The sequence below is a fragment of the Burkholderia oklahomensis C6786 genome, assembly GCF_000959365.1.
Classification (GTDB): domain Bacteria; phylum Pseudomonadota; class Gammaproteobacteria; order Burkholderiales; family Burkholderiaceae; genus Burkholderia; species Burkholderia oklahomensis.
Map to the genome: position 1 here is coordinate 2,019,748 of NZ_CP009555.1, position 12,717 is coordinate 2,032,464.

Annotated in this window: 11 protein-coding genes; 8 read left to right on the forward strand and 3 right to left on the reverse strand. The window is 67.7% G+C overall.

Features of this window, described 5'->3' with window-relative positions; genetic code table 11:
- Nucleotides 1–115 precede the first annotated feature (115 nt).
- The 4 genes from BG90_RS09120 (at nt 116) to msrQ (ending at nt 5,384) form a co-directional block, all read left to right on the forward strand.
- Nucleotides 116–2,296: a cytochrome c biogenesis protein ResB gene (locus BG90_RS09120; RefSeq protein WP_025990030.1), complete on the forward strand. Its 2,181-nt coding sequence runs from the start codon at nt 116–118 to the stop codon at nt 2,294–2,296.
- A 4-nt stretch (nt 2,297–2,300) separates the two neighbouring features.
- A complete protein-coding gene (ccsB, locus tag BG90_RS09125) occupies nt 2,301–3,491 on the forward strand; it encodes a c-type cytochrome biogenesis protein CcsB (RefSeq protein ID WP_010117303.1) in 1,191 nt (396 codons plus the stop codon).
- Between the two features lie 164 nt (nt 3,492–3,655).
- Nucleotides 3,656–4,651: a protein-methionine-sulfoxide reductase catalytic subunit MsrP gene (gene msrP / locus BG90_RS09130; protein WP_010106936.1), complete on the forward strand. Its 996-nt coding sequence runs from the start codon at nt 3,656–3,658 to the stop codon at nt 4,649–4,651.
- A gap of 10 nt (nt 4,652–4,661) precedes the next feature.
- Nucleotides 4,662–5,384, forward strand: a complete 723-nt coding sequence (msrQ, locus tag BG90_RS09135; protein WP_010117300.1) for a protein-methionine-sulfoxide reductase heme-binding subunit MsrQ — start codon at nt 4,662–4,664, stop codon at nt 5,382–5,384.
- Nucleotides 5,385–5,545: 161 nt separating this feature from the next.
- Here msrQ and lysA read toward each other — a convergent pair whose 3' ends face one another.
- Nucleotides 5,546–6,817 (reverse strand): diaminopimelate decarboxylase, encoded by a 1,272-nt coding sequence (gene lysA / locus BG90_RS09140; protein WP_010106934.1) that lies wholly within the window; start codon nt 6,815–6,817, stop codon nt 5,546–5,548.
- Between the two features lie 10 nt (nt 6,818–6,827).
- Complete coding sequence (gene lptM, locus BG90_RS09145) at nt 6,828–7,109, reverse strand: LPS translocon maturation chaperone LptM (RefSeq protein ID WP_010106933.1); 282 nt, start codon at nt 7,107–7,109, stop codon at nt 6,828–6,830.
- Nucleotides 7,110–7,145: 36 nt separating this feature from the next.
- Between lptM and cyaY the strand changes: the two genes are divergently transcribed.
- A complete protein-coding gene (gene cyaY / locus BG90_RS09150; RefSeq protein WP_010106932.1) occupies nt 7,146–7,472 on the forward strand; it encodes an iron donor protein CyaY in 327 nt (108 codons plus the stop codon).
- A gap of 113 nt (nt 7,473–7,585) precedes the next feature.
- On the opposite strand, the gene BG90_RS09155 is transcribed toward cyaY, so the two are convergent.
- Nucleotides 7,586–9,979 carry a penicillin-binding protein 1A gene (locus BG90_RS09155; RefSeq protein WP_025990029.1) on the reverse strand — a complete coding sequence of 798 codons (2,394 nt, stop codon included), beginning with the start codon at nt 9,977–9,979 and terminating at the stop codon, nt 7,586–7,588.
- A 239-nt stretch (nt 9,980–10,218) separates the two neighbouring features.
- On the opposite strand from BG90_RS09155, the gene pilM reads away from it, so the two are divergent.
- The 3 genes from pilM to BG90_RS09170 are packed head-to-tail and all read left to right on the forward strand — an operon-like array spanning nt 10,219 to nt 12,712.
- Complete coding sequence (gene pilM / locus BG90_RS09160) at nt 10,219–11,166, forward strand: pilus assembly protein PilM (protein WP_010117296.1); 948 nt, start codon at nt 10,219–10,221, stop codon at nt 11,164–11,166.
- A complete protein-coding gene (locus tag BG90_RS09165) occupies nt 11,163–11,852 on the forward strand; it encodes a hypothetical protein (RefSeq protein WP_010106925.1) in 690 nt (229 codons plus the stop codon). The genes pilM and BG90_RS09165 overlap by 4 nt, the downstream gene beginning before the upstream one ends.
- A 38-nt stretch (nt 11,853–11,890) precedes the next feature.
- Nucleotides 11,891–12,712 carry a hypothetical protein gene (locus tag BG90_RS09170; RefSeq protein ID WP_010117295.1) on the forward strand — a complete coding sequence of 274 codons (822 nt, stop codon included), beginning with the start codon at nt 11,891–11,893 and terminating at the stop codon, nt 12,710–12,712.
- Nucleotides 12,713–12,717 lie beyond the last annotated feature (5 nt).

Below are 12,717 nucleotides of genomic sequence, written 5' to 3' on the forward strand. Positions count from 1 at the left end.
CGCGAGCCGAATGAACGAGCCGGCCGTCCACGCGGCGGCCGCTAAAACAAGAAAAGGGTGGGGCGCCGTCGAAGAACGGCCGCCTTACCCTTTTTTGCTGTGAGTTGGAGTTTGAATGAGCGTTACCACGTCGGGGTTGCAGTCGAGAGCGGGCCAGTCCGCGGTCAAGCGCACGGTCGAGCTGCTGAGCTCGATGCGTTTTGCGATCGCGCTGCTCGTCGTCCTGTCGATCGCGAGCATCATCGGCACGGTCCTCACGCAGGACGATCCGTATCCTAACTACGTCAATCAGTTCGGCCCGTTCTGGGCCGACATCTTCCGCTCGCTCAGCCTCTACACGGTCTACAGCGCGTGGTGGTTCATGCTGATCCTGATTTTCCTCGTCGTGTCGATCTCGCTTTGCGTGATCCGCAACGCGCCGAAGATGCTCGCCGACGCGAAGAGCTGGAAGGACAAGGTCCGCGAAGGCAGTCTGCGCGCGTTCCATCACAAGGCCGAGTTCGCGGTCGCGGGCGATCGCGCGCGCGCGGCGCAGACCATTGCCGCGTTCGTCGCGAAGGCGGGCTACCGGCACGTCGTGCGCGAATCGGAAGGCGCGACGCTCGTCGCCGCGAAGCGCGGCGCGTTGACGAAGTTCGGCTACATCGCCGCGCACGTCGCGATCGTCGTGATCTGCGTCGGCGGCCTGCTCGACAGCAACCTGCCGATCAAATTCCAGATGTGGATGTTCGGCAAGAGCCCCGTCAACTCGAGCGCGACGATCAGCGAGATCGGCGCCGAGCACCGGCTGTCCGCGTCGAACCCGACGTTCCGCGGCTACGCCTGGGTGCCGGAGGGCCAGTACGTGTCGACCGCGATCCTCAATCAGCCGACCGGCTCGCTGATCCAGGATCTGCCGTTCTCGATCCAGCTCGAGAAGTTCATCGTCGACTATTACTCGACCGGCATGCCGAAGCTCTTCGCGAGCGACATCGTCGTCGTCGATCGCGAGACCGGCAAGCGGATTCCCGCGCGCGTCGAGGTCAACAAGCCGTTCACGTACAAGGGCGTGTCGATCTATCAGTCGAGCTTCCAGGACGGCGGCTCGCTGATGGAAATGACCGCGTATCCGATGACGGGCGCGAGCGCCGCGACGTTCCCGTTCAAGGGCGCGATCGGCAACTCGGTGCCGCTGACGACGGCGGGCGCCGACGGCGAAACCGTCGAGTTCTCGGATTTCCGCGCGATCAACGTCGAGAACGTCACCGACGCGAACGGCAAGACCGACGCGCGCGGCGTCGCGGCGAACCGCTCGATCAAGGAGATCTTCGACGAGCGGCTCGGCTCCGGCGCGAAGACGTCGAAGCCGCTCGAGCTGCACAACATCGGGCCGTCGGTCCAGTACAAGGTGCGCGGCAAGGACGGCCAGGCGCGCGAATTCAACAACTACATGCTGCCCATCGACATGGGCGGCGACCGCGTGTTCCTCGCCGGCGTGCGCGCGAGCCCGAACGATCCGTTCCGTTATCTGCGGATTCCCGCCGACAGCCGCGACACGGTCGGCGAATGGATGCGGCTGCGCGCGGCGCTCGAAGATCCTGCGGTGCGCACCGAGGCGGCGCGCCGCTTCGCGCAGCATTCGCTCGGCGCCGGCGATGCCGCGCTGCGCGGCCGCCTCGACGATAGCGCGCAACGTGTCCTGACCCTTTTCGCGGGCGCGGACGGCAGCATCGGGCGCGGCGCCGACGGCAATCCGATCGGCGGTTTCCAGGCGGTCGCGACGTTCATCGACCGGTCGGTGCCGAAGGAAGAGAAGGAGAAGGCCGCCGCGCTGCTGCTGCGGATGCTCGAGGGCTCGATGTGGGAAGTCTGGCAAGTCGCGCGCGAGCGTGCGAACGAGCCGCCTGTCCAGCAGGCGCAGGACACGGTCCGCTTCGTGCAGAACGCAATCAACGCGCTGTCGGACAGCTTCCTGTACGGCGCGCCCGTCTATCTGCAGCTCGATTCGTTCAAGCAAGTGCAGGCCTCGGTGTTCCAGCTGACGCGCGCGCCGGGCAAGAATCTGGTGTATCTTGGCAGCCTGCTGCTCGTCGCCGGCATCTTCGCGATGTTCTACGTGCGCGAGCGACGCCTCTGGTTCTGGCTCAAGGATACGGGCGCGGGCGTCAGCGTGTTGATGGCGATGTCCACCGCACGCAAGACATTCGACTTCGAAAAGGAATTCGTGCAGACGCGCGATGCGGCCGGGGCCGCATTGGGCGCGCCGCCCGCCCCCCGCGCGCCCGACGGCGCCGGTTCCAAGGACTCGACTCGGTAACATCATGGATCTGACCCAAGTTTCGTCATCCCACGCGCCGCGCGCCTCCGCCGCGGCCGAGCCGGCGCTCTTCGACGACCGGCCGTTCCTGCGCCGCCTGTCGCTCGTCGACTGGCTGTTCGCGCTGGCGCTCGTGGCCGGCGCGGGCTTCGCGCTCGCGCAATACCACGCGCACATGGACTACTACGACAAGGCCGTGCTGATCGGCACCGTGCCGGCGCTCATCGTGCTCGGCTGGCGCTGGAAGCCCGCGCGGCTCCTGATGGCGGCGATCGCCGCGCTGTCGCTGCTGTCGCTGCAGATCTATCAAGGCGACCTCGCGCGAGCGGATTCGGCGTTCCTGCTCAAGTACTTCCTGTCGAGCCAGTCGGCGATCCTGTGGATGAGCGCGCTCTTCGTGCTCGCCACTCTGTTCTACTGGATCGGCATGCTGTCGCGCTCCGAGTCCGGCGGCGCGATCGGCCAGAAGCTCACGTGGGTCGCCGTGCTGATGGGCTTTACCGGCTTGATGGTGCGCTGGTACGAGTCGTATCTGATCGGCTCGGACGTCGGCCACATCCCCGTGTCGAACCTGTACGAAGTATTCGTGCTGTTCAGCCTCATCACCGCGCTCCTCTATCTGTACTACGAAGGGCATTACGGCACGCGCGCGCTGGGCGCGTTCGTGCTGCTCGTGATCAGCGCGGCGGTCGGCTTCCTGATGTGGTACTCGATCGCGCGCGACGCGCAGCAGATCCAGCCGCTCGTTCCCGCGCTGCAGAGCTGGTGGATGAAGATCCACGTGCCGGCGAACTTCATCGGCTATGGCAGCTTCGCGCTGTCGGCGATGGTCGCGGTCGCGTATCTGGTGAAGGAGCGCGGCGTGCTCGCCGATCGCCTGCCGGCGCTCGAGGTGCTCGACGACGTGATGTACAAGTCGATCGCGGTCGGCTTCGCATTCTTCACGATCGCGACGATCCTCGGCGCGCTGTGGGCGGCCGAGGCGTGGGGCGGCTACTGGAGCTGGGATCCGAAGGAAACCTGGGCGCTCATCGTTTGGCTGAACTATGCGGCGTGGCTGCACATGCGTCTGATGAAAGGGCTGCGCGGCGCGGTCGCCGCGTGGTGGGCGCTGACCGGCCTCCTCGTCACGACGTTCGCATTCCTCGGCGTCAACATGTTCCTGTCCGGCTTGCACAGCTACGGCAAGCTGTAAGATCCGCGCCGTTCGAACGACTAATAACCGCCGACGCACTATGTGCCCGGCGGTTTTTTCTTGCGCCGGACATTTGGCGGTACGCTGCCGAAACGGCCGGTGCGGAACTGGGTCCAAGGATTGTCGGGACGTGAGTGTCCCGGCTGGCAGAACGGAGCATCGACATGTTGATCAAGAAGGCGCTGCGCAAAACGCTTGCCGGCGACGATATCCCGCGCAGCGAAATCACACCGCAAGCGGTGTTCGAGAACCGCCGCCGTATCCTGCAGGCGGCGGGCGCCGCCGCGGCGGGCGGGCTCATCGGCGCGCACGGGCTCGCGCTCGCCGCTTACTCGTCGCCGGATCCGAAGGCGCGCAAGCTTGTCGCGCCGACCAATCCGAAGTTCGTCGTCCCCGAGAAGGTGACGTCGTTCAAGGACATCACGACCTACAACAACTTCTACGAATTCGGCACCGACAAGGGCGATCCGTCGCGCAACGCCGGCACGCTGCGGCCGCGTCCGTGGCGCGTGTCGGTCGAGGGCGAGATCAGGAATCCGAAGGTCTACGACATCGACGAGCTGCTGAAGCTCGCGCCGCTCGAAGAGCGCGTGTACCGGCTGCGCTGCGTCGAAGGCTGGTCGATGGTGATTCCGTGGATCGGCGTTCCGCTCGCGGAGCTCATCAAGCGTGTCGAGCCGACCGGCAACGCGAAGTACGTGCAATTCATCACGCTCGCGGATCCGTCGCAGATGACGGGGCTGTCTGCGCCGATCCTCGACTGGCCGTATTCGGAAGGACTGCGGATGGACGAGGCGATGAATCCGCTCACGCTGCTCACGATGGGCGTCTACGGGCAGGTGCTGCCGAATCAGAACGGCGCGCCGGTGCGGGTGATCGTGCCGTGGAAATACGGCTTCAAGAGCGCGAAGTCGATCGTGAAGATCCGCTTCGTCGAGCATCAGCCGCCGACGAGCTGGAACACGTATGCGCCGAACGAATACGGCTTCTATTCGAACGTCAACCCGAATGTCGACCATCCGCGCTGGAGCCAGGCGACCGAGCGGCGCATCGGCGAAGACGGGTTCTTCACGCCGAAGCGCAAGACGCTGATGTTCAACGGCTATGGCGATTGGGTCGCGTCGATGTATCGCGGCATGGATCTGAAGAAATACTTCTGAGTAACGGTGAATGGAGAACGATATGCAACCCTCGACATTCGCCGGAACCGCTGCGGGCGCCGGCGTGCGCGGCCGCGTGCCGCGCCGGGATGCCGGCCGGGCGGGCGGCGCGCCGCGCTGGCTCATGCCCGTGAAGATCGCCGTGTTCGTCGCGTCGCTGTATCCGCTCGCGCGCATCGTGTTCTTCGGGATGACCGACCGGCTCGGCGCGAATCCGATCGAGTTCATCACGCGCTCGACGGGGCTCTGGACGCTCGTGTTCCTGTGCATTACGCTCGCCGTCACGCCGCTGCGTCGGCTGACGGGCATCAACGCGCTGCTGCGGCTGCGGCGCATGCTTGGGCTCTACGCATTTTTCTACGCGGTGCTGCACTTCACGACGTACATCTGGTTCGACAAGTGGTTCGACGTGATGGATATCGCGAAGGATGTCGTGAAGCGCCCGTTCATCACCGTCGGCTTCGCCGCGTTCGTGCTGCTGATTCCGCTCGCCGCGACGTCGCCGCGCGCGATCGCGCGCCGGCTCGGCCGGCACTGGCAGACGCTGCACCGGGCGATTTATGCGATCGCGATGTTCGGCATCCTGCATTTCTGGTGGATGAAGGCGGGCAAGCACGATCTCGTGCTGCCGAAGCTGTACGGCGTGATCGTGCTCGTGCTGCTCGGCTGGCGGGTGGCCGTGTGGGCGCGGCAGCGCTGGCGCGGAGCTCTGGCAGGCGGGCGTGTGTCGTAGCGTGTCGTGTGCGGCATACGCGTTGTGCATATCGCATGGACGACAAATGTCGCATTGCGCGGCACGCAACCAAAAAGGCGATGTCCGTTCATTCGGACATCGCCTTTCTTGCTATTTGATCGGGGCTCACCGGCTGGCCGCGCACGCGAGCCGGTGTTCGCTCACTTGCCGCCGGGCAGCACCGATTCTCGTTCGAACAGGCTTTCGACCGTTTCGCGCGGACGCACGAGATACGCGTTCGCGCCGTCGACGATCACCTCGGCCGCGCGCGGCCGCGTGTTGTAGTTCGAGCTCATCGTGAAGCCGTACGCGCCCGCGGAGCGAATCGCGAGCAGATCGCCCGGCGCGATCGCGAGCGATCGCTCGCGGCCGAGCCAGTCGCCGCTTTCGCAGACCGGGCCGACGACGTCGTAGACCGCCGTCGCGATGTCCGTGCGCGGCTTCACCGGCTCGATCGCGTGAAACGCTTCATACATCGCGGGACGGGCGAGATCGTTCATCGCCGCGTCGACGATCGCGAAGTTCTTTTCGTCGCCCTGCTTCAGGAACTCGACGCGCGTGAGCAGAATGCCCGCGTTGCCCGTCAGCGAGCGGCCCGGCTCGAACCATATTTCGCGATGGCCGTGGCCGCGCGCGTCGATGCGCTCGAGCACCGCGCGCACGTAGGCGCCGATGTCGGGCGGCGTTTCGTCGTCGTACGTGATGCCGAGCCCGCCGCCGACGTCGACGTGGTGGATCTTCACGCCGTCCGCCTCGATCTGCTCGACGAGATCGAGCAGCTTGTCGATCGCGTCGAGGTACGGGCTCAGTTCGGTGATCTGCGAGCCGATGTGGCAGTCGATGCCGACCACGTCGAGGTTCGGCAGCGCGGCCGCCGCGCGGTAGGTCGCGCGCGCTTCGTCGAACGCGATGCCGAACTTGTTCGCTTTCAGCCCGGTCGAGATGTACGGATGCGTCTTCGGATCGACATCCGGATTCACGCGCAGCGACACGGGCGCGCGCTTGCCGAGTGACGCGGCGACGGCGTTCAGCCGGTCGAGTTCCGGGGTCGATTCGACGTTGAAGCATTTGACGCCCGCTTCGAGCGCGGCGCGCATTTCGTCCGCGCTCTTGCCGACGCCCGAGAACACGACGTTCTGCGCGCGGCCGCCTGCGGCGAGCACGCGGGCGAGCTCGCCGCCCGACACGATGTCGAAGCCCGCGCCAAGCCGCGCGAACACGTTCAGCACGCCGAGGTTGCTGTTCGCCTTCACGGCGACGTGAACCGACGCGCGGCGGCCCGCGCACGCTTTCGCATAAGCGTCGTAGGCCGCGGTGAGCGCGGCGCGCGAATAGACGAACAGCGGGGTGCCGAAACGCTCGGCGAGTTCGGCGGCGGCGACGCGCTCGGCGTGGAGCGTGCCGTCGACGTAGTCAAATGCAGCTTGAGTCATGCAGGATCGGTCATAGGGCGGAAGAGGCGCCGGACGCGGGCGCCGCTTGCGGCGTGCGTTGCGTCGACAGGTCGGGCGACAGCGTGAGCGGCGCGTCGGCGGCGCCGGATGCGCCGTTGTCGCGCACCGAAGCCGTTTCCGCGTCGGGCGTCACGTCCGACGGCGGCAGCGTCTGTTCAGTCGGCTTGGGCGGCAGCGGCGGCACGACCGGCATGTACAGCGGGCCGCGCTGGCCGCAGCCTGCGAGCGCCAAAGCCGCTACAATCGCGCTCATCTGGAAAACGATACGCATGACCGTCCCTAAACAATTGAATCGATAGAGTTTAGCATGTCCGATACTGATTACCTGGCCCGTGCCGAAGCCGTGCTGACGGCCGTCGAGCGGTCGGTCGACGATGCCAACGACGGCGACGCCGACATCGATCTCGAGCGCAACGGCAGCGTGCTCACGCTCACGTTCGAGAACGGCTCGAAGATCATCGTGAACCTGCAGCCGCCGATGCAGGAAGTCTGGATCGCCGCGAAAGCGGGCGGTTTCCACTACCGGTTCGTCGACGGCGCGTGGCGCGATACGCGCAGCGGCCAGGAGTTCTTCGCTGCGCTGACCGGCTACGCGACCCAGCAGGCCGGAATGCCGATCACGTTCAGCGCGTGATTCGGCTGCGGCGCGCAGGCGAGCGCACGCCGTGCGAGCGTTGCCGAGCCGAGCCCCATATGGAAAAAGCGAAAAGCGGCCCGAAGGCCGCTTTTTCGTTTGGCGAACGACGCTCAGTTGCCGCCGCGGAACAGGTTCATGATGTCCTGCTTCTCCTGTTCGTCGACATGCCCTGGCACGACGCTCGCGGAGTCGGGCGGCGCGGCCGGCAGGTTCACGCCGACCGTCGCGACGAATCCATGGCCCGGCGTGAACTGATCGAAATACAGCTCGCCGCCGAGCGTCGCGAGACCGTCGGGCATCGGCATCTTGTATTCCGGCACGTTCTTGAGCGCGGGGCCCATGTAGTCGATCCATACGGGCAGTGCGAGACCGCCGCCGGTTTCGCGATCGCCGAGGCTGCGCGGGCTGTCGTAGCCGATCCACGCGATCGCCGCGAGCGTGTGCTGATAGCCGCCGAACCACGCGTCGCGCGAGTCGTTCGTCGTACCGGTCTTGCCCGCGAGATCGGTGCGCTTCAACACGTTCGAGCGTGCGCCCGTGCCACGCTGCGCGACGCTCTGCAACAGGCTGTTCATCACATACGCGTTGCGAGGATCGATCGCGCGCGGCGCGTTCTGCTCGGCGACGAGCGGCTGCGCGCGCGCGACCATGTTGCCGCTCGAATCGGTCACTTCGGCGATCAGATACGGATTGATCCGGTAGCCGCCGTTCGCGAACACCGAGAACGCGCCCGCCATCTGCAGCGGCGTGACGAGGCCCGCGCCGAGCGCCATCGGCAGATAAGCCGGGTGACGATCCGCGTCGAAGCCGAAGTGCGTGATGTACTGCTGCGCGTATTTGGGGCCGATGTGGTTGAGGATGCGGATCGACACCAGGTTGCGCGAGCGCTGCAGCGCGGTGCGCATCGACATCGGGCCTTCGAAGCCGCCGCCGTAGTTCTTCGGCTCCCACGGCTGGCCGCCCGTTTCGGCGGCGCTGAAGTAGAGCGGGCCGTCGTTGATGATCGTCGCGGGGCCGAGCCCCTTGTCGAGCGACGCCGAGTAGATGAACGGCTTGAACGACGAGCCCGGCTGTCGCCACGCCTGCGTCACGTGGTTGAACTTGTTCTTGTTGAAATCGAAGCCGCCGATCAGCGAGCGGATCGCGCCGTCCTGCGGAACGATCGAAATGAACGCGCCTTCGACCTGCGGCAACTGCCCGATCGCCCATGAGCCGTCGTCGTTCTTGAAGACGCGCACGATCGCGCCGGGGCGGATCCGCTTGTTCGGCTGCGCGTTCGTCGACAGCGCGCTCGCGGCGAAACGCAGATCGTCGCCGCTCACCGTCGCGTCGCCGCCGTTCGAGAATACGACGCGAATCTGCCGCAGGCTCGCCTCGGTGACGACGGCCGCGATCAGCTCGCCGTTGTCCGGATGATCGACGAGCGCGTCGTCGATCGCCTGCTCGCGGTCGTCCGCGTTCGCGGGCAGCTCGATGAAGCCTTCCGGCCCGCGATAGCCGCGGCGCCGGTCGTACGTCATCAGGCCCTTGCGCAGCGCGCGGTACGCGAGCGTCTGGTCTGCGGAATCGATCGTCGTGACGACGTTCAGCCCGCGCGTGTACGCCTCGTCCTTGTATTGCGCGTACATCATCTGCCGCACCATTTCGGCGATGTATTCCGCGTGCACGCTGTATTCGCGGCTCGGGCTCTTGACGACGAGCGGCTCGGCGACCGCCTCGTCGTACTGTTCGCGCGTGATGAAGTTCAGTTCGAGCATCCGCTGCAGGATGTACTGCTGGCGGACCTTCGCGCGCTTCGGGTTGGCGACCGGGTTGTACGCGGACGGCGCTTTCGGCAGGCCGGCCAGCATCGCCGCCTCGGCGAGCGTGATGTCCTTCAGATCCTTGTTGAAGTACGCATGGGCCGCCGCGGCGAAGCCGTACGCGCGCTGCCCCAGAAAGATCTGATTCATGTAGACCTCGAGAATCTGATCCTTCGTCAGCGCGCGCTCGATCCGGTACGCGAGCAGCATCTCGTAGATCTTGCGGGTGTACGTCTTCTCGCTCGACAGGAAGAAGTTGCGCGCGACCTGCATCGTGATCGTGCTCGCGCCCTGCGTCGCATGGCCGTTCGTCAGTGCGACGATGCCGGCGCGGATGATGCCTGTCAGATCGACGCCGCCGTGTTCGTAGAAGCGCGCGTCCTCGATCGCGAGCACCGCTTTCTTCAGCGAATCGGGGACGTCCTGAAGATGGACGATGTCCCGGCGCTCCTCGCCGAACTCGCCGATCAGCACGTGATCCGCCGTGTAGATGCGCAGCGGCACCTTCGGGCGGTAGTCGGTCAGCGCGTCGAGCGACGGCATGTTCGGCGACGCGACGACGAGCGCATAGCCGAGCACGAGCCCGACGCAGGCTGCGAGCGCCACGCACACGCCTGCGACGCCGAGCACGAGCTTCAGCCACAGCGGGCGGCGGCGCGGCTCGGGCGGGGGAGGCGGGGACGCAGGATTCGTAGATTGCATAGGCACACCAAAAAAACAGTCCCGCGATTATAGCTGTCCGGTTTTGCCGGGCTCCGGAAGGTTCCGGACGGGAGGAACCGGCGCGTTGGGCCGTGCGGCGCGCCGATGACTCACTGTAGCGCGCTTGCGGCCCGGCGGCGCAGGCGTTGGCCGTTCGGCAGACTCCCGGCGCGCCGGGCGGCTTTGCAAAATGGCTCCGTATCGCGCTTCGACGGGAGGCGCGCTCATGGAGGACAGGGATGCAAGGACGTTCGTGGTGGTCGATCGGCCGGCGCTTCGCAGCGGGGATCGACGTGAACCGGCGCGCGGTGCGAATCGCAGTGCTGAGTCGGCGTGTTCGGTGCGGCACGGTGCGGCTCGAGGCGCTCGACGCGGAGCCGCTGCCGGCCGGTGTGTTCGACGAGCCGGCCGATGCCGATTGGTCGGCTGTAGCGGCGGCGATGACGGCGGCGCTCGGCCGATCGCCGCAAGCGCGGCCGGTGGGCATGGCGCGGCGGACGATGGCGGGCGTGATGGCGCTGCCGGACGGCGCATTCTCGACCGCGACGCTCGCGTGGCCGCGCGGCGAAGCCGGTGCGGCCGTCGAGCCTGCCGTGCGCGCAGCAGCCGAGCGGCTCACCGGGCTCGCGCGCGACGCGCTCGCGGTCGACTGGTGTGTCAACGACGCGGCCGCCCCGCGCGAGGTGGCGTTCGCGACGGCGGCGCACGTGCATCTCGATGTGCGGATGGAGGCCGCCGCGTCGGCCGGCGTCGAACTCGTCGCGGTCGACGGCGAGCCGCCCGCCGCGTTGCGTGCGATACGCCATGTCGCCGCGCGCGAGGTCGACGAGGGCGAGCCGTATCTCGGCGTATGGATCGGCGAGGGCGGCGTGCATGGCTGGCTCGTGTCGGCCGACGCGGTCGCCGCGCAGATCCGCTATCCGGCGCCCGAACACGCGGATCTTGCCGATGCGCTGCGTGAGCTCGCGCGGGCCGGCGCGCCGCGCTGCGCGTTCGTCGCCGGGGATCTGGAATGGCTCGGCGGCGCACGGATCTCGCTCGCCGACGTCGGCGACCTGCTCGGCTGCATCGTGCTGCCGTTCGAATGTGCGGCGTGCGGTCCGCTGGGCGCGATCGACGAGGAGTATGCCCATTCGCCGGGTTTCGCGGTGGCGTTCGGGCTCGCGCTGCGCGGGGTGTTCGAATGACGCCGAGCGCAGCGAGCGGCGCGGTGGCGCGCGATCCGCAGATCCGGCGTGCATGGCTTGGCGGCTTCAATCTGCTGCCGTACCGGGCGCGCGATGCGCGCCGTGCGCGGCGGCGCGTGCTCGGCGAGTTGGCTGCCGCCGCTTGCGCGGGGCTTGCGGGCGTTGCGCTATGGCGCGTCGGCCGCACGTTCGAGCGTGCCCGCTTCGATGCGCAGCGGGCGCTGATGGAGCGCCGGCTTGCCGTGTGGGCGCCGCAATTGAAGGAAGCGGAGCAGGCGGCGCGCTTGCGCGATGCCGAGCGCGAACGCGCGGCGTTGGCGATCGGGCGCGCCGAGCCGCGCGCGCGGACGGTCGACCTGTTCGACGCACTGCAGCAGTTGCGCTACGACGGCGTGCGGCTACGCTCGATCCGCTGCGACGGGCACGAGGCGCTGCTCGAAGCGAGCGCGCTCGATCACGCGTCGGCCGGGCGCTGGCTGCGCGAACTCGAGGCTGCGCAGCGCGGCTGGACGATGGAGGTCGCGGGCCTGCAGGCCGCGCGGATTGCATGGGGGCGCGAAGCGGGCGGTGGCCGGTCGCTTTCCTTCTCGGTGCGGATTCGCTGGCCCGGGGACCGGCAAGGCCGCGTCGCCGGCGTCGCGGCGCGTCGTGCGCGTGTGCAGGCGCACGCACGGGAGGGCGCCTGAATATGCCGGATGGACGATCGGCGGCCTGGCTCGCCTGGATGCGACTTGCCGATTTTCGCCGGGTCTCGGGCGCCGGTTGGCGGGCCGCGGCGGGAGCAGCGCTCGCAGGCGGCGTGTTCGCTTGCGGCGTCCACGCGGGCCGCGACGCGGACTGGGGCGGCGTCGAGCGAAGCAGAGTGGCGCTCGAAGCGGTTGCTTCGCGCGAGGCCCGTGCGCGGCGACTCCTTGCCGTGCCGCCGGCATCGTCTGCAGGCCATGGCCGCTCGCTGGACGAACGGCAGACGCCCGCGGACCTCGCGCTGCGAATCGCCGGCCACGCGGACGCGAGCGGGTTGCGGATGCGCAAGCTCGAACGGCTCGAAGGCGAGCGCGCCGACGATCGGCGTGACGACGGCGGTGTTTATGCGTTCGTGATGAGTGCGGAAGGCGACTTTGGTGCGCTGTCCCGCTTTTTGTCGGGGCTTGCCGCGTTGCCTGCGCTCATCGTGCCCATCGCGACGAGCGTGAAGCGCGACGGCCGCGCCACCGTGCTCGATGCCCGGCTCGACGTGTGGCCGGCGCTGCCGGCCGGTGGCGGACAGCGGCCTGCGGACGTGCGCGAGGCGCCGGTCGCCGATCCTTTTTCAACGATACCGATGCTTGCCGTCGACGACGCCGCAGACGCGGCGCGACTCGTCGGCGTGCTGCGCGACCGGCGCAGCGGGCTCGCGCTGTTCGAGCGCGGCGACGACGCATGGTCCGTCGCGCCGGGGCAGATGATCGGGGGCGATCGTCTCGCGCGGATCGAAGCCGGTGGCGTGACGCTCGCGACGCACGACGGCGGGCGTCGCGTAATGACGGTGGGGGGCGCGACGGGATGATGCAG